Raw genomic sequence first — 23,892 nt, forward strand, 5'->3', positions numbered from 1 at the left:
CTTAAGCGCGATCGTCTATGTCCCGCAATCGCCGTCCATCTCTGCGATCCATTCCCGGATCAAGGCAACACCCTCGGCATGAACGAGACCTCGCCCTAATTCTGGCATCATCGAACCGGGGTCGGTGCTGGCCAATCGGTAGGTCATGATTGAATTGTCTGGATCACCGGGCATAATCGAGAACTTGTGTCCGCCTGTGCCAGATCCCGCCGCGATAGGCGGTTTGCAGCGACCCATTTCCGGGCCGACTTGTGCGCTCAGGGATAAGTCGAGGCCTGACGTATCGGCAGGCCCAACGGGATTATGGCAATGGGCGCAATTACCCGCCAAGTACGACCGCGCGCGATCATCGAGCGACAAATTAGTATCGCGGTAATCTGCCTGAACGGCCGTTGCGCCGTGCTGCATGATTCCGCTCACGACCATATGACCCCGGTTTTTAATTTGCGGCCCGGTCGCCCCCAACGGGTGCAGTACCTTCGTCGTCATGTCTGTGGCGTGACAACCTGCGCACTGATTTTCATTGGGCACAACATAGGCAAAGTCTGTGCCGGATAATGTTAGCGGCACGACGGCCCCCGTGCGTTTCAAACGCGCCTCCGTCTCCGCTTCATTCCAGACATAGCTCACAGGCGACCATCCCGTTTCCCGTAGAACCATTAAGCGCGTTTCGATCAAACGGTGCGTCGATAGGTCAATCGCATCACGGCCGTTGTCGGGCGTTATGACAGTCCCGGTTTCATTTTCCGGATAGTAAAACGTCTTGGAAATGACGGTTCCCACCGCGAAATCAAGACTGCCGTCGTCGCGCACAGGCGCAACCGACGGCGAATAGATCGTGCGCATCTTGTGCGCGTAATCTGTAAACAGCGGCGCATTGACCTCATAGACGGTACTGCCGCCGCTGGGGACCAAATGGCCCTGTCGGATATCCAACACATTCCAATCTGCCAAAGTGGCCGGATTGCTGGCCGCGTGAAAAACGACAGAATCCGACCCCTGTGAACAGGCCGCCAGCAGACCCGCAACAATCAGAACGAAGCGTTTCATCCCGCGTTAAGCGTCACGGCAGGCAGACGCGGCAGAGTGCAACGATGCAAGTCCATCTCGACGCGCATGTTCTTTGACTCATTGGGAAGGTCGGCATTGAAGACCTCTGCATTGGGCTCCTCAATACAAATTTTAGGGTCTTCATCGCCCCGCGCATACCCATCCCACAGAACATGCGGGAAATGACCTGTCAGACCAAATTTCACAGTCTTAGCCGCTTTCAGCTCCATGCCGTCTGGTTTGTTTCCGCCCCCGGATAATTCATTGGAATGCACATGAATACGATCTGGGTAAGGATCAAACGTGTCTGAAAATGAGCTGTCCGCAAAGTTGGACGAATAGACCGAGGCGATAATAATATTCGCCGTCCGGTTGTCGCGAATGCGGTTTTCAAAAATCTCGACATCATCGTGGCTATTGATCACCACGCCCGATCCGGCCGGAATAGACGCCACGGGCGTTCCGGGATGACCGAAATTACTGCGATCATTTTCGTAAACATCATTATCATAGACGCGCACGCGACCGCCCGGCTGTGTCAGGCCCGGCATATTAAAGACCAAAATACCGCCCGTATTATCGGTGGTGAGGTTGCCGTAAACGTCTGCGTCCTGTGTGTTCTCAATTTCGATCCCGGCGACATTCCGTTCGGCGCGGCTATTGCGAACAATCACACCGCGGCTTTGACCGACATAAATACCCGCATCTGACGCACCAATCGCGACAACATCTTCGATCAGCACATTCGTCGTTTGCACCGGGTATAGACCATAAGCGCCGTTTTCGGTCTTGGCTTCCCCTGTCCATTCGACCCGTACACCCCGAACTGTAACGCCGTCCGTATCATTAATCTTAATCGCGTCGCCTTTGGAATCTTCGACAGCGAAGTTTTCTAACACGACATTGTCACCCGTCACGAGCAAGCCTTCCGCGCCTGCGATCTGTCCTTTAAACGACAAGATGCTCACATCCATGCCTTCCCCTCGGATCGTAACCCCGTCCGCGGCAAGCGAGAGACCGCGATCAAGACTGTGTGTCCCCGCTGGAATCGTAATGATGTCACCCGGCTTGGCGTCGAGCAGAGCGAGTTGAAGCGTGTCCTGATAGGCCTCATCTGTGGCAACAGGCGTGTCAGCCTGCGAACAAGCCGCCAGAAATAGAGCCGTCCCGAGTAGTAATTTACGCATAATTATTCCTCCCAACCGAAATAATGAACACCGCTCGCTTTTTAGTCAAGCACATCATAGCCAAAAAGCGCAGGCGCAAAAACAAAGCGATGAAACGCATAGCGACAATTGCACAGACTGTTCGGCCCCGTTAGCAACGCCTATGCCTAGCAGACCGTCACGATCGACTGAAGCACTACGTAAGCCACCGCCCAAACAGGCCCGGTCTGCGGCCAAGCGCGCGGCTATTCTTGACGCGACAGAAAGCCTGCTTGGCGAGCATGCACCCGCCGACATCACGACCCGCTTAATTGCCGAAGCGGGCGGCGTTCCCATCGGGTCGATCTATCGTTATTTCGCCAATGTTGACGATCTCCTCTTGTCCTTATTCGAACGAATGAACGCGGGAACAGTCGAAGCGTTACAAGACAATAAAATTGGCGATGAACGGGATTGGCGTCGCCATCTCGATCTGACCTTTGACCATTTACGAACCATGCATGACGCCCACCCCGCCTATGGCGCGCTGATGATACATGTCGATCTCGGCGACCGAAAAGAGGATGAAATCACGCAATTACTCGGCGCGTTGCTCCATCGCAGCCTGCCCCACCTCGAGACATCGCATGTGCGCGAAATCACGCAGACCGTCCTCGCCTTATTCGACGGCGTGGAACGACGCCTTTACCGTTTACCGACATCCGACCGCCCCGCCGCGTTTGAGCAAGCGCGGATCGCGGTTGCCGCCTACCTCGCCCATTATTTAGACACGCCATCATGAGCCCCAAGCCCCCTCGGCAAGCGCGTCTCGCGCCGATCAAACGCGGGTTTCGCCATGGTCTGCTTGGTCTCTCAATTCTGTTTCTCGCGGTCCACCTGATGGGTCTAGGCCACAGCCTGATCCCGGTTCACGGGACATTGAACATGATATTGCGGCCCGACGGGACAGAATTACGCCGGGAATGGGTGCCGATTGAGCGGATATCGCCCCACCTCATCTATGCCGTTATCGCCGCTGAAGACTCGCGTTTTTGTCAACATATCGGCATCGATTTTGACGCTTTAAACGTCGCTCTGGAGGATAATAAATCTGGCGGGAGACGGCGCGGTGGATCAACCCTCACACAACAAATAGCGAAGAACGTCTTTCTCTGGAATGGCGGCGGATATGCCCGCAAGGCCGTCGAAGCTTGGTTCGCGCTTTATATCGACACGGTTTGGAGCAAGCGCCGGATCATGGAAGTCTATCTGAATGTGGCCGAATGGGGCGACGGTATTTTTGGCGCGCAAGCCGCCGCGCATGCCCGCTTTGGTAAACCTGCCTCAGACTTAACGCCGCGCGAAGCGGCCCTGCTCGCCGCTGTCTTGCCCAGCCCCAACAAATGGCGGGTCAATCCGCCCGGGTCCTATGTGCAGGGTCGGGCCAGCACATTGCAGCAACGCGCCCGGGTTGTGAGCCAAGAGCGGTTAGCGTCTTGCGTTATTAAATAGCGCTTAGCTCAATACCTCAAGCAAGGCTTTCGCCACCGACGGAATATTACTGGCATTCGCGCCCGCAATATTGATGCGGCCCGAATTTGTCATGTAAATCGCGTGATCTAGGCGCAACCGCTCAGCCTGTTCTTTCGTCACAGGCAGCATGGAAAACATTCCGTTTTGATTGATCACGGCGCGCGCAATATGCTCGCCGCCCTGCACATCCAGTGCTTCACTAAGCAATTGGCGAAGTCCGCGAATACGGCCGCGCATCTCGGTCAATTCATCAACCCACATACGTTTCAAATCACCATTACCCAAAATGCGTTCGACAATCTGCGCGCCGTGGTCTGGCGGCATGGAAATCAGGGTACGTTGGATCGCGCCAAGTTGCGATTGTACGGCGGGTGTGTGCGCCGTGTCGGCACAAATAACGCCGAGCAGGCCCACACGCTCTTTATAGAGGCCGAAATTCTTCGACGCAGATACGGTGAAAATGACCTCGGGGCAGTCCCGAATAACCAAGCGTAACCCGTAACCATCTTCCTCGAGACCTAAGCCCAGCCCCAAATAGGCCAGATCGACAAAAGGCACGAGTTTGCGTTCATTGAGGAACGGCACGAGTTGATCCCATTGCGCGTCAGAGAGGTCCGCGCCCGTCGGGTTGTGGCAACAGCCATGCAATAGCACTAGATCACCGGGCTTTGCGTTCGAATCCAGATGCGCCAACATATCGTCGAAATCGACGCCCAGCGTCTCCCGGTTATAATAAGGGTAGCTTTGTAGCTTAAGACCCGTCGAGCCAATTAACGGCACATGATTTGCCCACGTGGGCGTCGAGACCCATACGGTCGCATCGGGACTGGCTGCATACGCAAGCTGCGCGCCGAGCCGCAAAGCGCCGGACCCACCCGCCGCCTGCGAAGACGCGATGCGGCCACTGTGACGCACAGGGTGGTCCGCGCCTAAAACAAGGTCGAGCACATGGTCCCGAAAGCCCACCCGACCCGTCGTGCTGACGTAGGTCTTGGTTTTCTCTTCGCCGAAAATAATCTCTTCGGCTGTTTTCACAGCCCGCATAATCGGCACGGTTCCGGCAACGTCCTTATAGACACCCACACCCAGATCGACCTTTTGAGGCCGCTCGTCGGCTTGGCATTGCTGCATCAGCGCCATGATGGCGTCGGGGGGAACGGCTGAGATACGATCAAACATGAAATCGCCCTACCCTAAAAAGGGCACAAGAACCAATAGGCGCATCGTCGAAAAGGAACCTTTTTAAAGCGCGTCGCAATTGCTAGCAAACAGAATGGAAAACCGCACCGTAAAACGACTTGTCGCCGTCGCTATTTCGTGGCTTCTGATCGCATGTCAAAACCCTGAGGCCCCGCGAGAGCAAACGCCCACGCCTGACGTCGTGAGCGAGCCGGAATTTGAGGCCGCCGCCCTATGGGACAACGTTCGGTCTGACTTCGACCTTTTCTATGCCTATCGTGATCTCCGGGGTTTCGATGCAGACGCTTATCTCGACACTGTGGGTGATTTTGTCTCTACCGCAACGGATCGCGATACCTTTAGACGTCGCCTGCACCGGGCGACCTTTGCTTTCACAGATCCGCATCTTGGCTTTGGTCCCTTGGACGCAACAGACTTCAATGTCGTCCCGACCGCGTCTGACTTGCAAGTCGGATATGATGCGGGCCGCTACCGCATCCTTGACGTGCGCGCCGGGTCCGCCGCCTTAGCCGCAGGCTTGAGAACCGGATGGGAAATCATCGCTGTCGATGGCTTACCGATTTCGAACCCTGTCTCAGCAGTTTTCGCGGACTTGGTTGCGCAGCCCTCAGGCGCGCAGCGCGCTTACGCGGCCACGCTTGTGGCAAATGGGCGGCGCGAAGGAAATCGCCACATCGATGTGCGTCTGCCGGATGGAACGGAGCGCGCGATTACACTGTCGAACCCGCGCCTCTTGGCCAAAGATGTCATGGAGAGCGACGCGATCGAGACACGGCGTGTGACGACACCCGACGGAACCCGCATTGCCATTCTTCGGATCAATAATCGGCTGGGCGATAATGCGTTTATCACCGCGTTCGATACTGCGATGGCGGGGCTCACGGATACCGACGGGATCATTCTTGATCTGCGCAATACACCCAGTGGCGGAAACGCCGAAGTCGGACGCTCAATTATGGGCCATTTCACCACCGAAATCCGACCTTATCAAATTCACGAAGTGCCCTCGCTTGACCGCGAGTTCACAGTTCCGCGACGCTTTGTTGAGCAGATCTATCCCCGCAAGCCGTTCTTTGACCCGACCCGAACGGTCGTGCTGGGCGGATATTGGACCGGCAGCATGGGCGAAGGGATTGTCATGGGTATGGATGCGTTAGGCGTTCAGACCATCGCGTCCAATATGGGGGACCTATTAGGCGGGATGAGTAATTTTTCCTTCGATAACAATAAAATCAGCCTCTCCATCCCGACTGAAACACTGTTCCATGTCGACGGTACGCCGCGTGAAGACTTTGTCGCCGACACCGCCCTAGTTTCCGCCGATAGCGATGCGATCGGCAGCGACCCCGCCCTCACCGCCGCTTTCGCCTATTTCGGAACACCTTGATCTGTATGAAACCCAATTAGCCCTTGGCGCGACGTCGGGATTGCGGCAGTGACTTCTCAAAATTATGCGTTCTTTATACGTATTGCAGACCTAAATGATCAGGGGATTTCATGGAAAATTTCGCAAAGCTGATGGAAGCTTTCAACGGCTTCGTCTGGGGTCCGCCCATGATGCTGCTGCTGTTGGGGGTGGGGTTATTCCTGACAATTGGCATGCGCGGCCGCTCGATCACCAAGATCATTTACGGCTTCCGCCAGCTTTTCCGTAAACGCGGAGCAAATACAGAAGACGGCGACGTCTCACCGTTCGCCGCATTGATGACGGCCCTGTCATCGACAGTCGGCACAGGCAATATCGCCGGTGTCGCCGCCGCCATCGCCATCGGTGGGCCAGGGGCCGTTTTCTGGATGTGGGTTACGGCCATTCTCGGCACAGCGACTAAGTTTTCAGAGGGCGTTCTCGCGGTGCGCTACCGCGAAATCGATGCCAACGGCAATCGTGTCGGTGGACCGATGTATTATATCAAGAACGGTTTAGGCCCGAAATGGTTATGGTTGGCGGGCGCTTTTGCGGTGTTCGGGATTATCGGTGCGCTCTCCACAGGCAACGCGGTTCAAGCCAACTCCATCGCTGACGCCTTGCAAAGCCAATATAATTTTGATCCTCGGATTGTCGCGCTCGTTCTGTCATTGCTCGTCGGCGGTGTTATTTTCGGTGGGATCAGACGGATTGGCTCGGTCGCCTCTCGTCTCGTGCCATTCATGGCCGTACTTTACGTCGGGGCTGCACTGATCGTAATCGGCGCTAATATCGGCAATGTTCCCGCCGCCTTCGGCCTGATCTTCAAGGGCGCGTTTGGCGCGCAAGAAGCGGGTACGGGCATCACCATTGGTTTGATGATGCTGGCGATGCAAAAAGGGATCGCGCGCGGACTGTTCTCAAATGAGGCTGGCCAAGGCTCCGCCCCTATTGCCCACGCTGCCGCGCAGAATAATGATCCCGTCAACCAAGGCATGATTGCCATGTTAGGCACAGTGATCGACACTTTGATCATTTGCACAATTACGGCCCTTGTCATCCTGACATCCGGTGTCGTCGGCGCGGATTGTTTGGCCAGTCCGGCTATTCTCGAAATTCTCGAAACAGGGTCAACACCTCCGGGATGTGAAATCGGGGTTCCCCTGACAGCCGCCGCATTTGAAGCGACACTCGTGGGCTTCGGCGCGCATATCGTGACGATCAGCCTGTGCATCTTCGCCTTCACCACCATTATTGGCTGGTCCTATTATGGCGAGCGCTGCACGGCATTTTTGTTCAAAGAAAAGTCGATCCCCGTGTTCCGCGGTTTCTGGATTTTGGCTGTGTTTGCATCGACCTTCGCGCTGTCATTTGAAACAGGTGAAGACAATATTGTCGTCGCAACTTTCTGGCTTATTGCGGATAGTTTGACCGGACTGATGGCCGTGCCGAACCTCATCGCGCTGGCGCTTCTATCGCCGATCGTCTTCAAGCTAACGAAGGCCTATTTCGACAAAGAAAAAGAAGCGAATGACGGGCTCGTCGATCAAGATGATCTGCCGCGCGGGTCATAGCTGACCTGAGCACCAAACAGTAAAAAAGCCCGCCTCAAGGAGGCGGGCTTTTTTATGCGTGAGTCATATAAAAATGAGCGACAAAGAAACCTAGCGGCGTAAGCGGCTCGGCTCATGACGACTTTCATATCGCAGGACTTGTCGAGTTCGCGGATCAATATGCGCCGGGTCAACATAGGCCGGACCGGAGTATGTGCGATCCGGATAAGCGGACGAAACTGTCGTACTGCCCTGCCCTGAATAGGTCACACCTTGCGTCGTGGACGTGCTCTGATAGCGCGACGTATAAGCAGGTTGCGACTGGGTAAGCGTCCCTTGATACGGAGATTTCGGGGTCGGATGAGTATAGCGCGTTGTGGTACCTGACGAATAGGCCGTTGTCGCGGCAAGAGCCTGACTATGTCCGCCAGAGCTTAAATGGGAATTCCCATAGCCTATTGGCTGCTGCGTCACATATGTTTGACTTGAGTGCCCGATCGGTTGGGCATGCAGGCTGGATTGGCGGTGAACCGTATGTTGCGTATTCGGTTTGCATACGATGCGCCGCCACTCATAGCGCGCTTCTGAGACCAACTTTCGTCCCTGAGCATGGCCATATTCCGCTGGGACATTGATGGTCGCCGTACCGCCAGGGTGAACCAATTTTTCAACATGGAGATCCCGATATTCGCCCGGCACAGGAATTTTCTGGACCCCACCCGGATCGGTTACGACCTGTTTGACAATCGATTGATATTGCGCTGGCACAGGCGTGCGGTGGACTTGTCCTGAATGGCTTAAAACTTGTCGCGTGACGGCGACGCTTTCGCCCGGTTCTTCGACCAGACACCAAATTTCACACACACTGCCACAGCGCTCTCCGCCTGACTGTCCATATTGGGTCGTCGAGCTATAACCGCGTCCGCCAACACCCGCATCCGCCGTCGAATGGATTTTATACCCTTGCGCGCGAAGTTTGGTGGGGTTGCCGCGTTTCCAGACCAGACGCGGACGCCCCGTGTGCAGAGTTTCCGTCACAGTCTGAAAGCTTGGCTCACTAACCGAGAGCTTATCGAAACCCGGACGGGTCAAAACCTGTTCCGTGACGGTCGCGTAAGTTGGTTGACGGACGACGTAGCGAACGCTTGGTTCTTTCACCAGCACACGTTCCGTCGTCGCTTGTAATTGCGGTTGCTGCACAAGTACGCGTTGATGCGCCTCGCGGGTTAAAACACGTTGTGTCGTCGTTTCATATTGTGCTGGAATTTCGACACGCCCGTAACATTCACCCGCCACCGGGTTCGGCGGTAACAGGTCCGGAACATAAGACGGTGAGGTCGGACCAGCGAGCGCTGGGCCAGCAATCATCAAGATTGACGCCCCCAATAAGACGCTACGGTAGGTCATTTTGACCCTCCACAAATTTAAACTGAGTATTCACTATAACACCCTGCCGCGTCTAGCCCCAACGTGAGGTGAACAAACACACGCTCATTTTCGGAAAATACGGACAATTATCGCCGTAATACCGGCGCCTGCGCCATTGGCTATGGCGTCATACACGGACATCATCCGCCCCTGCGCGCCCAGTCCTTGCGCAATTTCGATCCCAATGCCGAAGGCGATGGCGATAATCACAACATAGACGAGGCGAATTTTCGGCCACCCGAGCGCTGTGAATAAGGTGAGACTGCCATAGGCCACGGCATGCTGAACCTTATCCGCATAAAGCGGACCGGGCATGCCGCTGGAGGGCTGTAAGGATAGATATAGAATGGCCGCAGCGAATAAGACCGCCGATAGCTTAAAGAAAAGTCTCATAGGATTTTGGGGCTCAATGGGCGCAGGCCACGATCAGATGCAATGGCGATGCGCTGCACGTATGTCCACTCCTCTTAATTACTCATGTCGCTACCTCAGGGTTAATGCGTGGTAAACGCGGCCTGATTATGGCAAGATAATTTTAAATTCGGCATAATGCCCCAGAATATTTGACGAGGTTATTCATGAAGTGTCTTGATCCCAAAGATGTTGCGCAGAACCTGCCCGGTTGGACTGGCGGCGATGATTTTATCACTAAAGTTTTCAAGTTCGGCGATTTCGCTGAGGCCTTCGGATTCATGACTCGCATTGCCATTATCGCCGACAAAATGGATCATCATCCGGAATGGTTTAATGTCTATAATCGTGTCGATGTAACCCTGACCACACATGATGCCGGCGGCGTGACCCAAAAAGATGTGACCCTCGCTGAAGCGATGGAAACAGCCGCGACCTAGACTTCTGCGAAACTCTGTTTCACACATATTTTTCAGACACTCTTCACCCAAGGCAAGGTTGACCATGTCCAGATTTTTTCGTCTCTCCGCGACAACCGCACTCTGCTCACTAGCCCCACTGGCCGCGTTCGGCCAAATCGCTACGACTACACTGGCGCAATATTTCACCTGCCCCGGCAATCAAGTCAGCCTAGTTAATGGGCAAACACAATGCGCCTTATCAGATAGTCTTGAGCGCTTGATCATTGATTTTGAAGCCAACGCACTGATCAACAATCCAATTTCGGCAGGCGAAAAAGGGGACCGGGCTGCGTTGCGGCGTCTCCCGGATGCCTCCGAGGCCGCGCGCACGACGTCAATCCATCGGATTGAAGCGCTTGATCGCCGCCATACGGCCCTGCGCCGGTCACCAGAATTCTCCGGACTGAATGAAGCCCAACGGTTGAATTATGAAATGATGGGGTTCTTGCTCGATCAACGCAAACGCCTTCTACCCTTTGATGAATCGCGCATGCCATTTGTCAACGACTCCGGCTTTTTTACCGAGATGAGCTATGTCTCGCGCCAGACGCGATTTGAACGGCCTGAGGATTATGAAGCCTATGCCGCGCGCCTCACGCAATTACCGCGTAGCTTTGCCCAGCACCGGGCGAATATGCGCCGTGGCATAGAAGAGGATTTTACCGCGAGCGACGCGATCTTACCCGGCGTCATCGACGCGGTGCGCGGTTTGGCCGATGGCACGGCTGCAGATCACCCGCTTTATGCGCCGTTCGTCACCATGAACGACAGCATTTCAGACAAGGAACAAATGCGATTGAAAGGGCTCGGGTTGGCCGCAATCAACACATCGGTGCTGCCAGCTTATTCAGCGCTGTTGGAATTTTTTGAAACTGAATATGCTCCGGCGGCCCGTACTGACGTGGGGATTGGCGCGACCGAAGAAGGCCGAAATTATTACCGCGCTTTGGTTCGCAATTTCACCACCTTGGATTTGACCCCGGATGAGGTTCACGACATGGGCCTTCGCGAAGTCGCCCGTATTCGCAGCGAAATGGATGCTGTGATCGAAACATCCGGGTTTGAAGGTGGCTTTGCAGAGTTCCTCGATTTTCTTCGGACCGACCCGCAATTTTACGCCAAAACCGAGGCGGAACTGATGCATTACGCGGCTTGGCTGGCCAAACGCATCGACGGCAAAATGCCTGAGTTTTTCGGCAAGCTTCCACGCCTATCCTACGGCGTGATGAAAGTGCCGGACGAAATGGCCAAAAACTATACGACCGGACGCTATTGGGGCGGATCGCCCGAAGCCGGGCGCGCCGGTTTTTATGTCGTCAATACGTATGACCTACCGCAACGCCCGCTTTATAATCTTCCGGCCCTGACGGCTCATGAAGGGGTTCCCGGGCACCATCATCAAATCGCCTTGGCGCAAGAGTTGGAAGGCATCCCCGATTTTCGTAAGTCGCTGTATGCGACAGCGTTCGGCGAAGGGTGGGGTCTCTATTCCGAGAAACTGGCCGCAGAAATGGGGCTTTACGAGACACCCTATGAGAAATTTGGCCAGCTGACTTATGAAATGTGGCGCGCCTGCCGATTAGTGGTTGATACGGGCATGCATTGGAAAGGCTGGACCCGAGATCAGGCCGAAGCCTGTTTTTTGGAAAACTCTGCCCTCTCCCGCAGCAATATCCGCACCGAGGTTGATCGCTATATTAGCTGGCCGGGGCAGGCGCTGGCTTATAAAATTGGTGAAATGAAGATCCTTGAGTTACGCAAGCGCGCTGAGGACGGTCTGGGCGATGACTTTGATATTCGTCACTTCCATGACGCGGTATTGGAGAATGGCAGCGTCCCGCTGTCCATTCTTGAGCGTCAGATCGATCGCTACATTGCGCGCGCAAAACGCGAGGCGGTCAAAGCCCGCAGCGCGGACTAAGCCTAGCGCTCAGGCGCTCCCCTATCCCGCATATAAAAAGCCCCCCGGTGATCGGGGGGCTTTTTTATTCATTTAGGATTGAACCCCGACACTGCGGAGCTCTCTGTGAAGCTAGAAACGGTAACGACCGCGAAGCATCAAAGGCACTGAGAGATGTGCTTCACTATCGTTCAAGTCTTGGAATGGACCCGGGCCGAATGTTGTGTTGTTTGTCTCTGGCGCGCCCGTGTAGCGAAGACCGGTTTCAATACCGATTGTGCTGTAACGTGTCAGAGGTGTTTCGATACCGACGAGACCGGCAGCCGATGGGACCCAACCGGAGTCGCTGAATGCGAGACGGCCTGTGCCAATGTTAACGCCGCCAAGTTGGGCGTTTTCCATGAACACGGCGTCCTGATAGGCTGCGCCAACGCGACCTTCAACATAGGGACGAACCGAACGTACGAGCGGGGCGGATTTCGGGTTAAAGTATTTACGAAGGCCAAGTTCAAGACCCGTCGATTTACGATCAGACATAGAGCCAGTGAAAGCGGCGCCGCCAACTGTTCCGAAGTTAAGGTTCCCGGCACTGTCAGCCTCATCAATGAAGCCTGTCGCTGAGACCTTTGTGTTCGGAGACAAGGCGTAGGATGCGCCAAGTTCATACCGAATACCGGTGTCATAAGCTTCTTCATAGCTGACGTTGCGAACGTTCGTTCCAGGGAAAGTCCCTTTGTCACCTGTGACAACGTCACCACCAACATGGAAGGATGCGCCAACGCCGCCCTCAATGTTCAAACGTGACAGACAGTTGCCATTGGCCAAAACAGCGTGCGAGGGCGAACATTTCGACCCTGTTGACGCATAACCCGTGCCGTAGCTTGGAGCATTATAGCCCTGGTGAGCGCCATGCCCCCCCAACCCTAAGAAAGAGCACCCCGAAAGTGAAATAGCGGCGGCCCCAAGAAGCAGTTTGCGCATAGTCTTCATCCCTGATTCGCAGTCCCGGAACGGCACTATGCCGGGGGACCGTAGTTTCACGGGGAAGGCCTTGCAACGGGTATGCCAGACTGTGCCGGAATGAATCAGATTTTTTGATTTTTTTCATGAGCGTGCATTTTTCGGCATAAAAAAAGCTCGGAGCGATAAAACACTCCGGGCTAAATTACTGATATATATATTTTTTAGAAGGATAACCGTCCGCGTAATGTGAGCGGGATCGAAATACGATCTTCGGACGGCGCAGCGGAATTCATATCATCACGCCAGCGAATCCCAGATTCCACACCCACTGCAGCCCGGGGGCTGAGTGCCAGTTCGGCACCAAGCGTCGCGGACGCTGTCGGGTTCCAACCACTGCGAATGAACTCACGTTCCCCATAATAGGTGCCGTCATCGCTATAAGTTTGCGTGAACTGAACATCGCCATTATGGACAAAACCCGCGGTTGCACCCACATAAGGACGCACGCCCTGCGGGGCCCCGACATAGTGACGCAAGCCAGCCTCTAAGGTCGTTGTTTCCAAATCGGTGAAGGTGCCGTCAAGACCACGCGGCGTCGTTCCCGCCGTCGGTGTGAAGGTTGTTCCGGCCCAGGTTCCGGGTTGAACCGTCGTATAATCATTGACTGTCTTACCTTCTGCAACACCGTGCGCGAGCGAACCCAGCAAGGTTGTGTTCGGCGAAAGGTCATACGTTAGCGCGGCCCCGATTGTCTTGGCCCCTCCAAACGCATCATCATAAGCGATTGGGTCAATCGCCCCAACGCGCGTATCGATTGAAAAATCTCCATCCGGAGGACCGAAGGATTTCTTTGTAAACAGATTGCCTGAGGCTTCAAATTCAGTTCCGCCAAACAGTTCGAGCCCAAAAGGCATCGTGCCGCCGCCGCTATAGCCACTGTTTCCTTGCACACCACAGCATGCTGAGCCGCGCATTTGTGGAACGGGGTAGGGTTGGGCCACATAAAGAGGCGCGCCGACAACTGTTTGCACTTCCGCTGTTTGACCGTATTGGCCAGACGCCGCATATTGTGACGCTGCATATTGTGTGGGAGCCGCCGCGCCATACGGCGCAGAGGCGCCAAGAGTTGTCGCCCCCCCCGCCTGATAGCCGCCCGCGGCGTAACCGTAACCCGCTTGAGCGACTTGCGTGGCCCCGCCATATCCTTGCGCGGCAAAACTTTGTCCGCCACCATACTGATAGCCGTTAGCATCCGTGCCGTATCCCGCACCATATCCAGCCGCAGCCTGTTGCATACCGTATCCATTACCATACCCAGCAGCCGACCGTTGGATGCCGTATGACCCGCCTGCGCATCCTGCGCTTTGGGCATAACCATAATGCTGTTGATATCCGGTTTGTTGATAACCCGCGTGTTGGTAGCCAACACCGGCCGGGTTACACCCAGCCGTGTTATACATATGTTGACCGCTACCGCCGCCAAGCCACGAACATCCGGAAATTGCCGCTGCCGAGAGTGCAAGAATTGCTAGCCGCATGAGCCGACCTCCTTCGGATTAAAGCCCGGAGGAAAAGAGTCCGGGAGAATATCTATCTCCCTGAGTTAACCCTCTTATACTTAATAAAACGTATTCAAACTCCCAACAAACCCTTAACTTAGCGAGGTTTTTGGATCACGACTTATCAATTAGAAATTAAAGCTGCCGCGCAAGGTCAAGGGAACCGTGATGTTCGTGTCGCCCTTATTTCCGTTGGAATAATCGCGGGCGCCTTCAACGCGAAGACCGGTTTCAAAAGCCAAAGCCGTCTTCGACGTGACCTGCCATTCAACACCTGCTTTTAGGCTGCCGGACGGCACCCACTGCGAATCGTAAAGGTTCACTGTGCGTGTCGGGGCTGTCGCCGGGTCGTTATCGAGGTCATATCCCGCGACATCCAAATCGTAATATTCGGTCTCTTCGTCTCCATAGACAGACGCATAGGAAAGCTGCCGCTGATCGATGGTGAAGGACACATCATTGTAGCGCGAAGCCCCGGCAGACGCGCTAACGAAAGGCGTCACTGTCCGACCTGTGCTTTGTCCTGCAACTGGGTCGAAATAGAAACGGCCCCCTGCTTCCAGGTCGATCCGTTCCATATCTGAGAAGTCATAAGAATAATCTGTAATCGTGTGGCCAACATCAAACGCCGTGGCGACGGTCGTCCCAACCAGCACATTACTTTCATACGTTTCCACAGTCGTTTCTTGGAAAATCGTCCCTTCAATAGACGCCGCCCCGCCGCTGGTTCCTTCGGAGCGCGTATAACCCGCCCGCGCAAACACCGTTGCTTTATCACTTAAAATGAATTCACCGCCCGCGCCGATCGACGCTGGACTCAGCCACGCGTCATCGAAGGAGACAGATGGCATCGAAATTTCGTCATATTGGTTCGGGTTTCCGGGCAACCGGGAATTTGCATACCAGAGCTGCCGCGTGATCGCGCCACCAACAACTGAGCCCGAGACAGAACTTTCGTTGTAATCGGCCGGATTATAGCCTGTGATTGGCGAAATTACGATTTTATCATAATCAATCAAGTCACCCGACACGCTCTGCTCAACACCCAGATCGAGAGTGCCGCGGAACCGAGGTCGACGCGTCTTCGCTTTCGTCTGGCCCTGATGCAAATCAGTATATGTGTTCCCAGACGCATGACTCCCGTATTCACCCGTCGTATATTGTGCCTGTCCAAATTGCGGTTGCTGAGGAAATCCTCCCGCATATTGATTTGATCCGCTGCTCTGCTGTCCAAAAGGCGCAGCCTGTGATCCGACCACTTTGACTTGTGACGGGTGACACCCCTGCGGGATTGGCGATTGGTTATTTTGAATATGGCAGCGTGTTGCGGCTGCTTGGTCGTCATAATGACCTTGAGACGGGGCTTTGAAGAACCCACCCAGCGGACTTCCCTGCCCCCCGACATAGGAGCATCCAGAGATCAATGCCGCCGATAGTGCTAGTCCTGCAAGACGCATAACGTCCCCCGCCTAAACGCAAAAAAGAAGCGGACAGAACCCGCATGGTTAATAGCTATTGGCGGTTTTTGCTTAACAAGCGGTTTAATCGACGGTGATTTACCGTTTAAGATATTTAGCACACATGTCCGATTGTGATTTCGACGGCTTGACGCGGGGAGGGTCACACGGGCATCGGCCCTATGTGGCCCGTATCCTTCTTATCTCGTCTTTCACGGCGACCAGTCATGTCGGCTCTGTCGTCAGCGCCTTTGTGCTGCGCCGCATGGGTATTGACGTCACAGTTTTACCGACAACCCTATTCGGACGGCATCCCGGGTGGGGCGTTCCGGGCGGCGATATTGTCCCGACAGACAAGCTCACAGGCATGTGGGAGGCCGTTCAGGCGCAATCGCAACCGTTCGACGCCGTCATGACAGGCTATATGGGCGAAGTTGGACATATTGATCTGGCCACGACCATCATTGATACGCTCCGACCCAATACAGTGCTTGTTGACCCCGTCATGGGCGATGGCAGTCGCGCCGATGGGGGGTTGTATATTAGCCAAGACCGCGCTGAGGCAATTTGTGACCACCTGATCCCGCGCGCTCACATTGCGACACCGAACCTCTGGGAATGGCGCTATATCACCGGCAATCTTGGCGAACCGCCTGAGACCCTGCCGCGGCCCTTGGTCGGCGTGAAAGAAACGCTCGTGACATCTGTGACGGATGGGGACCGGATTGGAGCCCTATTATTTGAAAATGGGCTAACCCACCGGATCATGCATGAGCGTTATGCCGGCGTACCCAATGGCGGCGGTGACACGCTTGCCGCGGCATATTTAGGCCAAAGACTGCGCGGCGACGACTCGTGTGCGGCGCTGGTTCATTCCGTGTCGGCTGTATTTGCGATTATGGGCGCTGCAATCCACGGAGACGACGCGGCCGTTGACGCTGGCGAACTTCCCGTCATTCGCGCGCAGAGATTTCTTGATGCCGATGGCGGTGCCCCGGAATTAACCGTAGAGACCCGCTCATGACCGACGCCTTTCCTCTCTCTGGCCTGATTGCGCCGGGCTTTGAGCCTGTCCGCGACGCCGTATTTGAGAATTTCACGCAACGTGACGAACTCGGCTGTCAGGTCGCCATTTTCAAGCACGGCGAACCCGTGGTCGATATTTGCGCCGGATGGTCCGACCGAAAAAAGACGGTCGCCGTGACGCCAAACACTTTGTTCTCCGTCTACTCTAGCGGCAAAGCGATGGCCGCACTCGTTATCGCCCACCTCGTCGAACTCGGTCATCTCGATTATGAACAGCCCGTCGCCGATATTTGGCCCGAATTTTCCGCGCACGGCAAGGGTGCGCTGACGATTGGGCAGATGATGAGCCATCAATCAGGGCTTTGCGGGATTACGGACCCGGATTTTGACCCGCAAGACTGGATCAATTTTGACAAAGTGATCGCGGTTCTCGAAGATCAAGAACCACTGTTTCCGCCCGGTAGCCAGAGTGGTTATCATCCTGTGACGTTCGGGTTTCTCGCCGGAGAAGTGGCGCGGCGCGCAGATCCAAAACAGCGTCGGCTCGGTTTGATCTTAGCCGAAGATTTGAGCCAACCCGCGCACGCCGACGTCCATCTTGGCCTCCCCGCTGCGGACAATGCGCGTGTGTCACAAATCGTTAAACCCCGTGCGATGGCGGACCTTGGTGAATTAACTGTGGCCAAAAAATTCGCCTTTCTCAAACCGTGGTCATCCCCGGGACGCATCAGTGGCGATCAATGGCGAGAAGCGGAACTCGCGGGCTCAAACTGTCAGGCGACTGCCGCTGGTATCGGGGCCATGATGGGCGCTTTCGCGACGGGTCAGGTGGCATCGCGGACCGTCTTAAGCGAACCGACACGCACAGCCGCAACCCGCTCTCGCATTGACGGCCCGGATGCGGTGTTGCCGTTTACAATCGACTTTGCGGCTGGCGTGATGCGCAATGCGCCTAACTTTGCCTATGGTCCTAATCCAGAAACACTCGGTCATTCAGGCTGGGGCGGATCCGCCGTATTCGCCGATCCTAAGACGGGCCTACACGGGGCCTATGTCATGAACCGTCAGCAAAACCACCTCATGGGCGACCCCCGGGCAAACCGGGTTATTCATGCAGCGTTCGACACACTTTAAAAATCCGAAATGGACAGGCTCAAATGGATATGAATGAACGGCTTAAATTGTTCTGGGAGGTCGGCGCCAGCATGGTCAACGGAACACCGCATGCGCGCGAATTGGGCATCCAATTTGTCGCGATCGGAGATAGTCAAGCCACCCTTGCTCTGCCCTATTCCGAACCTTTAGTCGGCGACATTCAAACTGGCGTTGTTCATGGCGGAGCCGTGACCACCCTATTGGATCAGGCCTGCGGGCTTGCCGCCTTCACCGGATTCGACACGCTGGGAGGGCTCGCAACCCTGTCTTTGCGAATTGATTATCAACGGGCCGCAAAACCGGGTCAGACCATCATCGGTATGGCGGAATGCTACAAAACGACCAAACATGTCGCTTTCCTGCGCGCCGTTGCGCATGACGGCGATGAGACCGATCCCGTGGCGACTGCGCAAGCGACCTTCATGAGTACAGGGCCACGCGTCTCGTTCGAAGATGCGCTGAAGGCCCGGATGGAAAAAGCCGAAAAACAGACCCAAACAAAAACGAGGTCATCCTCATGACCAACCCCATTGAAGCGATCAAAGAGCGCCTAGCCAACATCCCCTATGCGCAGACTTTAGGGATTGAGACCCAATTTATGGGCGAAGAATTCACGCTCGTGCTGCCCTATCGTGAGAGCAATATCGGTAATCCTAGCCTCCCCGCGCTCCATGGCGGCGGCGTTGGCGGTTTCATGGAAGTCTGCGCGATTGCCCAACTCATCCTCAATAACCCGAACCGAGAATTACCGCGGCCTATCGGTATTAATATCGACTATCTGCGCCGGGGTCGCCCCGTTGAAACTTATGCGCGCGCCCAAATCTTCAAACAAGGCTCACGCGTTGCCAATCTTCGGGTCCGAGCGTGGCAAGATAGGTTTGAAACGCCTATCGCGACGTTGAACGGGCATTTCCTACTCGGCAAAGATAACACTTAGGCAGCGCGAGACCCCGGCCCCATAAAAAAAGCCCCGGACAATGTCCGGGGCTTAATAATTTTGAAATCAAACTCGCGTGCTACGCTTTTGCGGCTTGCTCTTCGTTGGCAAGGCGAAGCGTCATGTTGACGAGGCGCTGCCAGTTGGAGAGTGAAATCAAGTGAGCATAGACAACGGCTAAGATACCGCGTTCGGCAAGGCTCTTGAGCTTATCAGCCGGAAGGTTACGCAATTTTTCTTCTGAGATCGCAAAATAATCCGCAATCTTCTGACGTTCACCTGGCGAGCCGTCCGCATTTTGTCCTTGAAAATGCATATCTTTTGATTCGAACAGATCGAGGTCTTTCAGCTCATTGATCATCGCCGTTGTCGCTTGACGATCCCGCTCAAAATTCTGCAAAAATCCAAATGCTTCTTTGGTGAAGGTCGATGTGTCTTCACCCGTAAAGAATGGTTGGCCCGGATTTTTATTCGTCACGCATGACGCTTTTTCATCAACACAAACCACAAAACGGTCATTGCCTTGGTCACTCGCCAGCACAAATGGATAACGTCGCGCAAAGGCAGGCATGTAGTAATCAGTATGGAACTGACCGTCCGTCACGAACAGGTTTTCCTCGGTCCGAATACCCATAACAGCCAGCGGAGAACGGTCTTCGCCCGCAAAAATAATGGGGTAACTCGCCGCAGCCGCACCAAATTCAGCTGCCGTCAGAGGCAGGAAATGAGACTTGCGCATGAACTCGAAAGGCTTCGAGACGGGTGTGACGCCGTAGCCTGTATGTTGTTCACGGTTCAGTGGAACCGGTTTCTCATAGAACATCACGTTTCCACTCACGGTGGGTTGCTGTGCTTCAGCCATTATCGCCTCTTGGAAATAGATTGGGATCGAGTGGAGACTTCACGGCGCGCCCATCCCGTACGTCATGCGCCGTGTCTTGACCATCAGGTCGTATTCAACGAAGACCGCGCCTTAGCGGAAGCCCCCGCGCCCTTCAACTGTGCTTTTCAGGTCACCAACGCCATGACCGCCCGACACGCAAGCAAAAGCTTTCGCACCGCATAGATGATCTGCGTCCTTAAACTTTGCCATTTGCCCCCGAACCCCCTATCTGTGGTGAATGGGACATCCTACACCATCTGAACGGCTGAACGCCGCACGCCAAGTCTGCGAGGCGGCTGGTGAGCGCTTTACGCCGCTACGCGAACATGTGTTGGAACTCGTCATTGAAGATGGCGGGGCGGTCAAAGCCTATGATTTGCTCGACCGGCTTAAACCTGATCGCGGAAGTCCGAAGCCCCCGACCGTTTACCGGGCGCTCGACTTTCTCTCAAAACTTGGGCTTGTCCACCGGGTCGAAGCCTTGAACGCATTTATCGCCTGTGATCATAGTCATGAGGGCGATCTGGCTGAATTCTTCATCTGCGAAGGCTGCAGCCATGTCGTGGAACGTCACGCCCATGACCATGCCGATTGCAAACCCGCCGGGTTTGAAATTACGCGCAGCGTCATCGAACATTATGGCACATGTGCCACGTGTCGCCCAGCAGCCTAAATTAAAGACGGCTAAGGACCTTTATGTTTCAAACGACTTGGGCTGGCGATTGTTCTGCATGGGAGTGTGACGAGTTAGGCCATCTTAACATGTCCTTCTATCTCGATAAATTCGAGCAGGCGCGCATGGGATTGTTTGTCCGCTTGGGCCTCCACGAAGCCTTTCGCACCGGCGCGATCTCGACGGTGCGGTCGCGCGACATCCACATCAAATATTTAGCAGAAGCCCGTCCCGGAAGCCCGTTACGGATCGAAAGCGCAATCATCGCATTACATGACACAACCGCTGAAGTCGGCCATGTCATGTATCATCGGGACGGACGCATGGCGGCGACCCTGCGAGAGATTGTCGAACATGTTTATATCCCTGAAGACAAGAAGTTTGCCTGGCCGTCGCGGCTAAAACTTAAAGCGGCAGAGCATATGGATCAGCTGCCGGCCCCCGCGCGCGCGCGCAACCTGTCCCTTGACTGGGAGCTGAAAAGTCCCGCCGCCTCAGAATTAGACTATCTGGGAGCCGCCGATATTGGTAGCGGGATGTTCCTCCCCGCCGACACAATGCCCGCGGGTCACGTGCCTTTTTCGAAAATTTTCCGCCGGATCACAACGACATTGGGTTGGTATTCGGGCGGCTGGCCAGAATTTTCTGACCCGGATTATATTGCCAATGGCGGCTCTGCTGTTGTGCTAGAAATCCGCGTTCACATGCCCAACTTGCTCCGCGCGGGCGATATTTATCATATGCGCCCCGCTATCGTCGACGCGAATCCGTACACCCGCCTCATCATGCATAATATCCTGAACACATTGACTGGTGAATGCGTTGTGGCCGGTTACGCGGCAGCTGGATTATTTGATCTCAATGCCCGAAAATTGACGAAGGCAACGGACGAACAAATTGGCGCCTTGATGCAGGCCGGCATTCCGTCTTTGGCACCCCCGTCAACGCGGTGAATCTAACTGACGGCCCGGTCCAAAACTGAACGTAAAACTTCGGAGGCAAATGCGGGTTCTTGCAGCGGGAACAAATGGTTATACGTCGGCTGAAATTCGACCGACACACCCGGCTGTAAGCGTTGCAAGCGTTTGCGCTGCCCGGCCGTGCTGACATGTCCCCGCGCGCCTGCAAACACAATCCGACTATTATCCGGCAACAACGGAATATGACGAAAAATATTATGCGCTTGCGCCGCAAAGATGGCCTGCTCCCACGACGGGTCGCAAGCGAGGCGCATCTGTCCATCATTTGTCTCGATCAACCCACCCTGCAGATAATCGCGCAAGATTCCGTCAGGCACACCTTTGAACGCGCCGCGCCCTTGATAGCGCGCGAAGGCCATCTCTAAATCATCAAAAACGGATTTCCGCTGTCCCGCTTTGCGCGCAATCGGAATACGGCGTTTCATATAGGCCCGACACGACGCTGTGGTAGCGATTTGCCGGAACAACCACGGCACCAGAACTGGATCAAAGCCGACATAACCCGCAACTTTTTTCTTGACTTGCGGCATCGACAAAACGCCGCTGACCGCGCCGTAACTATGGCCTGCGAGCACAATGGGCGCGTCGACTTTACGATTGAAGAATTCCGCAATATCGTCGGCAAAAATCTGCCAATTCGCTAACCGGGGCACGTCACACGGCAAGTCAGTCATGCCATGCCCGCGCAAATCAAGAGCCAAGGCGTGAACACCCAGCGGCTCTAGGACAGCCCTGTAGCTCTGGCCATTAAATCCGTTGGCGTGACAGAAAACGAGGCGCAGAGGCGTCGTCGGATCACCAAACTGCAACGCCGATAGCGTTCCGCCCGGAAGTTCAAAACGAACGCGTTGCAAAATCCTACCCGATCTTGATGTCGAGATCGTCGGCAATGGCCTGCTTGAGCCCCGGCATAAGCGTTTGATGACCGCGCGGCTTATTCATCGCAAAGGCGTTCAAGCTAATTGTTTTGAAGAATGCGATCGATTTGGCAAGGGCCGCATCCACGTCATCGACGGCTTCGTCCAGATAACCAACCTCGACTGCGGCGTCTGGCGTGAACATCTCGCCATTGATAAACGCGCGCGAGAAGTGCCGTTGGCTTAATCGGGGTCTGGCCAGTTCGCGGCCAAAATTATGCATCGGCAGACCGTTTGCCGTTTCAGGCAGACCGACTTGGAACGGGCCGTTTTTCCCGATCCGGTAATCCGCGGCGAGGAATAAAAATGCGCCCAGCGCGATGACATGGCCATCGCCCGCAACAATGATGGGCTTGCGGGTTTCCATCATCCGCACGGCAAAGTCAGACCCGCGCTTAACGAGCTGAACCGCCGTGTCCCCGCCGAGCATAAGCTCTTTTAGATTATAGCCCGCTGAGAAAATGCCGGCGCGTCCACGGATCACGATGATCTTGGCCTCGGCGTCCGCTTTATCCATCGCCGCATTAATCGCATCGAACATCAGGTTGGAAAAGGCATTGGCCTTGCCATCATCCAAATGGATCGTCGCAACATCATCGGTCAGGTCGTAGCTTAGTAAATCACTCATGTCTGGGTCGTCTCCATTTCAGTCGCAAATGCCTCCTCGCCCCGCGCGCGGGCTGCGTCAATGATACGTTTGCGTATAGCGGGGGGCTTATTTCCGGACATTTTGCGAAAGGCTTGTAGGGCGCTGATCTCTAGCCGCACCGCGACAATGCCGTGACGGATCCTATCAACATAGTCGGGGGCGTCCGATACTGACCACCCATGATCGCCTTCATATGCCTGTGCTAGCTCTGTGAGATGAGCTGGCAGGTCGGAATCTGGCAAGGCCGTCAGTCGGCCTTGCACCTGCACTGACGTATAATTCCACGTCGGGACACTCGCGGAGGGGTCGTCATAGAGCGTCGCCGAGACATAGGCGTGTGGACCGGAAAAGACCGCTAAAGCCGGACCGCCGTCCAAGACGGCGCAGATGGGGTTTGACCGCGACACATGCCCATAAAGCGCGCCGTGATCCCCGTCGTCGGAGAACAGTAATGGAAGATGCGTGGCCGCCAACCCTTCCACCACCAACAGCGCAAACCCGTGTTCGCGCATGATCCGACGCGCGAAGGCAGGATCGTCATCAGTATAATAAGGCGGAGGATATATCATGGAACCACGCTTACCCGTCTTGAGAGCCAGCGTGGATC

Annotated in this window: 24 protein-coding genes; 12 read left to right on the forward strand and 12 right to left on the reverse strand. The window is 55.2% G+C overall.

Annotation, left to right across the window (positions count from 1 at the left end; translation table 11 throughout):
• Nucleotides 1–15 precede the first annotated feature (15 nt).
• Nucleotides 16–1,050, reverse strand: coding sequence for a hypothetical protein (locus IE105_RS04490; RefSeq protein ID WP_189495890.1), 1,035 nt, complete (start codon nucleotides 1,048–1,050; stop codon nucleotides 16–18).
• A complete protein-coding gene (locus IE105_RS04495; RefSeq protein WP_189495892.1) occupies nucleotides 1,047–2,237 on the reverse strand; it encodes a parallel beta-helix domain-containing protein in 1,191 nt (396 codons plus the stop codon). Before IE105_RS04495 ends, IE105_RS04490 begins: the two co-directional genes overlap by 4 nt.
• A gap of 142 nt (nucleotides 2,238–2,379) precedes the next feature.
• On the opposite strand from IE105_RS04495, the gene IE105_RS04500 reads away from it, so the two are divergent.
• Entirely contained in the window at nucleotides 2,380–2,997 is a 618-nt protein-coding gene (locus tag IE105_RS04500; RefSeq protein WP_189495894.1) for a TetR/AcrR family transcriptional regulator, read from the forward strand.
• Nucleotides 2,994–3,707, forward strand: a complete 714-nt coding sequence (gene mtgA / locus IE105_RS04505; protein ID WP_189495896.1) for a monofunctional biosynthetic peptidoglycan transglycosylase — start codon at nucleotides 2,994–2,996, stop codon at nucleotides 3,705–3,707. The genes IE105_RS04500 and mtgA overlap by 4 nt, the downstream gene beginning before the upstream one ends.
• Nucleotides 3,708–3,710: 3 nt before the next feature.
• Here the strand turns inward: mtgA and IE105_RS04510 are convergent, their stop codons facing one another.
• Nucleotides 3,711–4,907, reverse strand: a complete 1,197-nt coding sequence (locus tag IE105_RS04510; RefSeq protein WP_189495897.1) for an amino acid aminotransferase — start codon at nucleotides 4,905–4,907, stop codon at nucleotides 3,711–3,713.
• Between the two features lie 94 nt (nucleotides 4,908–5,001).
• On the opposite strand from IE105_RS04510, the gene IE105_RS04515 reads away from it, so the two are divergent.
• Complete coding sequence (locus tag IE105_RS04515; protein WP_189495899.1) at nucleotides 5,002–6,315, forward strand: S41 family peptidase; 1,314 nt, start codon at nucleotides 5,002–5,004, stop codon at nucleotides 6,313–6,315.
• Nucleotides 6,316–6,425: 110 nt separating this feature from the next.
• Nucleotides 6,426–7,907, forward strand: coding sequence for an alanine/glycine:cation symporter family protein (locus IE105_RS04520; protein ID WP_189495901.1), 1,482 nt, complete (start codon nucleotides 6,426–6,428; stop codon nucleotides 7,905–7,907).
• Nucleotides 7,908–7,997: 90 nt separating this feature from the next.
• On the opposite strand, the gene IE105_RS04525 is transcribed toward IE105_RS04520, so the two are convergent.
• Together IE105_RS04525 and IE105_RS04530 are read right to left on the reverse strand one after the other, a co-directional pair.
• Nucleotides 7,998–9,293 carry a hypothetical protein gene (locus tag IE105_RS04525; protein WP_189495903.1) on the reverse strand — a complete coding sequence of 432 codons (1,296 nt, stop codon included), beginning with the start codon at nucleotides 9,291–9,293 and terminating at the stop codon, nucleotides 7,998–8,000.
• An 84-nt stretch (nucleotides 9,294–9,377) separates the two neighbouring features.
• On the reverse strand, nucleotides 9,378–9,707 hold the full coding sequence (locus IE105_RS04530) for a VanZ family protein (RefSeq protein ID WP_189495905.1): 330 nt from the start codon (nucleotides 9,705–9,707) through the stop codon (nucleotides 9,378–9,380).
• Nucleotides 9,708–9,892: 185 nt separating this feature from the next.
• On the opposite strand from IE105_RS04530, the gene IE105_RS04535 reads away from it, so the two are divergent.
• Together IE105_RS04535 and IE105_RS04540 are read left to right on the forward strand one after the other, a co-directional pair.
• Entirely contained in the window at nucleotides 9,893–10,165 is a 273-nt protein-coding gene (locus IE105_RS04535; protein ID WP_189495907.1) for a 4a-hydroxytetrahydrobiopterin dehydratase, read from the forward strand.
• 64 nt (nucleotides 10,166–10,229) lie between these two features.
• The gene (locus tag IE105_RS04540) at nucleotides 10,230–12,107 is read left to right on the forward strand and encodes a DUF885 domain-containing protein (protein WP_189495909.1); all 1,878 of its coding nucleotides are present in this window, start codon (nucleotides 10,230–10,232) and stop codon (nucleotides 12,105–12,107) included.
• 111 nt (nucleotides 12,108–12,218) lie between these two features.
• Here the strand turns inward: IE105_RS04540 and IE105_RS04545 are convergent, their stop codons facing one another.
• From IE105_RS04545 to IE105_RS04555, 3 genes are all read right to left on the reverse strand, one after another.
• Nucleotides 12,219–13,067: a hypothetical protein gene (locus tag IE105_RS04545; RefSeq protein WP_189495910.1), complete on the reverse strand. Its 849-nt coding sequence runs from the start codon at nucleotides 13,065–13,067 to the stop codon at nucleotides 12,219–12,221.
• Between the two features lie 203 nt (nucleotides 13,068–13,270).
• Entirely contained in the window at nucleotides 13,271–14,587 is a 1,317-nt protein-coding gene (locus IE105_RS04550; protein ID WP_189495911.1) for a hypothetical protein, read from the reverse strand.
• 149 nt (nucleotides 14,588–14,736) lie between these two features.
• Entirely contained in the window at nucleotides 14,737–16,065 is a 1,329-nt protein-coding gene (locus IE105_RS04555; protein ID WP_189495913.1) for a hypothetical protein, read from the reverse strand.
• A gap of 124 nt (nucleotides 16,066–16,189) precedes the next feature.
• Here IE105_RS04555 and IE105_RS04560 point away from each other — a divergent pair, with 124 nt between their 5' ends.
• The 4 genes from IE105_RS04560 to IE105_RS04575 are packed head-to-tail and all read left to right on the forward strand — an operon-like array spanning nucleotide 16,190 to nucleotide 19,183.
• A complete protein-coding gene (locus IE105_RS04560) occupies nucleotides 16,190–17,089 on the forward strand; it encodes a bifunctional hydroxymethylpyrimidine kinase/phosphomethylpyrimidine kinase (protein ID WP_189495915.1) in 900 nt (299 codons plus the stop codon).
• Nucleotides 17,086–18,225: a serine hydrolase domain-containing protein gene (locus IE105_RS04565; protein ID WP_189495917.1), complete on the forward strand. Its 1,140-nt coding sequence runs from the start codon at nucleotides 17,086–17,088 to the stop codon at nucleotides 18,223–18,225. Before IE105_RS04560 ends, IE105_RS04565 begins: the two co-directional genes overlap by 4 nt.
• Nucleotides 18,226–18,248: 23 nt before the next feature.
• The gene (locus IE105_RS04570) at nucleotides 18,249–18,767 is read left to right on the forward strand and encodes a PaaI family thioesterase (protein WP_233353990.1); all 519 of its coding nucleotides are present in this window, start codon (nucleotides 18,249–18,251) and stop codon (nucleotides 18,765–18,767) included.
• Complete coding sequence (locus IE105_RS04575) at nucleotides 18,764–19,183, forward strand: PaaI family thioesterase (RefSeq protein ID WP_189495919.1); 420 nt, start codon at nucleotides 18,764–18,766, stop codon at nucleotides 19,181–19,183. The genes IE105_RS04570 and IE105_RS04575 overlap by 4 nt, the downstream gene beginning before the upstream one ends.
• Before the next feature lie 79 nt (nucleotides 19,184–19,262).
• On the opposite strand, the gene IE105_RS04580 is transcribed toward IE105_RS04575, so the two are convergent.
• Entirely contained in the window at nucleotides 19,263–20,045 is a 783-nt protein-coding gene (locus IE105_RS04580; protein ID WP_189495921.1) for a SapC family protein, read from the reverse strand.
• Nucleotides 20,046–20,304: 259 nt separating this feature from the next.
• On the opposite strand from IE105_RS04580, the gene IE105_RS04585 reads away from it, so the two are divergent.
• Together IE105_RS04585 and IE105_RS04590 are read left to right on the forward strand one after the other, a co-directional pair.
• Nucleotides 20,305–20,739, forward strand: coding sequence for a transcriptional repressor (locus tag IE105_RS04585; protein ID WP_189495923.1), 435 nt, complete (start codon nucleotides 20,305–20,307; stop codon nucleotides 20,737–20,739).
• Between the two features lie 23 nt (nucleotides 20,740–20,762).
• A complete protein-coding gene (locus IE105_RS04590) occupies nucleotides 20,763–21,692 on the forward strand; it encodes a thioesterase family protein (RefSeq protein ID WP_267904656.1) in 930 nt (309 codons plus the stop codon).
• A 2-nt stretch (nucleotides 21,693–21,694) separates the two neighbouring features.
• Here the strand turns inward: IE105_RS04590 and IE105_RS04595 are convergent, their stop codons facing one another.
• From IE105_RS04595 to IE105_RS04605, 3 genes are read right to left on the reverse strand one after another with little or no spacing between them, the layout of a single operon-like run.
• On the reverse strand, nucleotides 21,695–22,573 hold the full coding sequence (locus tag IE105_RS04595) for an alpha/beta hydrolase (protein WP_189495926.1): 879 nt from the start codon (nucleotides 22,571–22,573) through the stop codon (nucleotides 21,695–21,697).
• A 4-nt stretch (nucleotides 22,574–22,577) separates the two neighbouring features.
• Entirely contained in the window at nucleotides 22,578–23,264 is a 687-nt protein-coding gene (locus tag IE105_RS04600) for a crotonase/enoyl-CoA hydratase family protein (protein ID WP_189495928.1), read from the reverse strand.
• A complete protein-coding gene (locus IE105_RS04605; RefSeq protein WP_189495930.1) occupies nucleotides 23,261–23,854 on the reverse strand; it encodes an FMN-binding negative transcriptional regulator in 594 nt (197 codons plus the stop codon). The genes IE105_RS04600 and IE105_RS04605 overlap by 4 nt, the downstream gene beginning before the upstream one ends.
• Between the last annotated feature and the right edge of the window lie 38 nt (nucleotides 23,855–23,892).

This window comes from Algimonas arctica, assembly GCF_014652695.1.
Taxonomy (GTDB): Bacteria; Pseudomonadota; Alphaproteobacteria; order Caulobacterales; family Maricaulaceae; genus Litorimonas; species Litorimonas arctica.

Bases quoted from the DNA above. Each gene is read 5' to 3' on its own strand.
- IE105_RS04490 (WP_189495890.1), bottom strand. From the start codon at position 1,050: ATGAAACGCTTCGTTCTGATTGTTGCGGGTCTGCTGGCGGCCTGTTCA.
- IE105_RS04540 (WP_189495909.1), top strand. From the start codon at position 10,230: ATGTCCAGATTTTTTCGTCTCTCCGCGACAACCGCACTCTGCTCACTA.
- IE105_RS04560 (WP_189495915.1), top strand. From the start codon at position 16,190: ATGTCCGATTGTGATTTCGACGGCTTGACGCGGGGAGGGTCACACGGG.
- IE105_RS04500 (WP_189495894.1), top strand. From the start codon at position 2,380: ATGCCTAGCAGACCGTCACGATCGACTGAAGCACTACGTAAGCCACCG.
- IE105_RS04585 (WP_189495923.1), top strand. From the start codon at position 20,305: ATGGGACATCCTACACCATCTGAACGGCTGAACGCCGCACGCCAAGTC.
- IE105_RS04570 (WP_233353990.1), top strand. From the start codon at position 18,249: ATGGATATGAATGAACGGCTTAAATTGTTCTGGGAGGTCGGCGCCAGC.
- IE105_RS04510 (WP_189495897.1), bottom strand. From the start codon at position 4,907: ATGTTTGATCGTATCTCAGCCGTTCCCCCCGACGCCATCATGGCGCTG.
- mtgA (WP_189495896.1), top strand. From the start codon at position 2,994: ATGAGCCCCAAGCCCCCTCGGCAAGCGCGTCTCGCGCCGATCAAACGC.
- IE105_RS04530 (WP_189495905.1), bottom strand. From the start codon at position 9,707: ATGAGACTTTTCTTTAAGCTATCGGCGGTCTTATTCGCTGCGGCCATT.
- IE105_RS04575 (WP_189495919.1), top strand. From the start codon at position 18,764: ATGACCAACCCCATTGAAGCGATCAAAGAGCGCCTAGCCAACATCCCC.
- IE105_RS04525 (WP_189495903.1), bottom strand. From the start codon at position 9,293: ATGACCTACCGTAGCGTCTTATTGGGGGCGTCAATCTTGATGATTGCT.
- IE105_RS04605 (WP_189495930.1), bottom strand. From the start codon at position 23,854: ATGATATATCCTCCGCCTTATTATACTGATGACGATCCTGCCTTCGCG.
- IE105_RS04555 (WP_189495913.1), bottom strand. From the start codon at position 16,065: ATGCGTCTTGCAGGACTAGCACTATCGGCGGCATTGATCTCTGGATGC.
- IE105_RS04515 (WP_189495899.1), top strand. From the start codon at position 5,002: ATGGAAAACCGCACCGTAAAACGACTTGTCGCCGTCGCTATTTCGTGG.
- IE105_RS04580 (WP_189495921.1), bottom strand. From the start codon at position 20,045: ATGGCTGAAGCACAGCAACCCACCGTGAGTGGAAACGTGATGTTCTAT.
- IE105_RS04565 (WP_189495917.1), top strand. From the start codon at position 17,086: ATGACCGACGCCTTTCCTCTCTCTGGCCTGATTGCGCCGGGCTTTGAG.
- IE105_RS04495 (WP_189495892.1), bottom strand. From the start codon at position 2,237: ATGCGTAAATTACTACTCGGGACGGCTCTATTTCTGGCGGCTTGTTCG.
- IE105_RS04600 (WP_189495928.1), bottom strand. From the start codon at position 23,264: ATGAGTGATTTACTAAGCTACGACCTGACCGATGATGTTGCGACGATC.
- IE105_RS04520 (WP_189495901.1), top strand. From the start codon at position 6,426: ATGGAAAATTTCGCAAAGCTGATGGAAGCTTTCAACGGCTTCGTCTGG.
- IE105_RS04545 (WP_189495910.1), bottom strand. From the start codon at position 13,067: ATGCGCAAACTGCTTCTTGGGGCCGCCGCTATTTCACTTTCGGGGTGC.
- IE105_RS04550 (WP_189495911.1), bottom strand. From the start codon at position 14,587: ATGCGGCTAGCAATTCTTGCACTCTCGGCAGCGGCAATTTCCGGATGT.
- IE105_RS04590 (WP_267904656.1), top strand. From the start codon at position 20,763: ATGTTTCAAACGACTTGGGCTGGCGATTGTTCTGCATGGGAGTGTGAC.
- IE105_RS04535 (WP_189495907.1), top strand. From the start codon at position 9,893: ATGAAGTGTCTTGATCCCAAAGATGTTGCGCAGAACCTGCCCGGTTGG.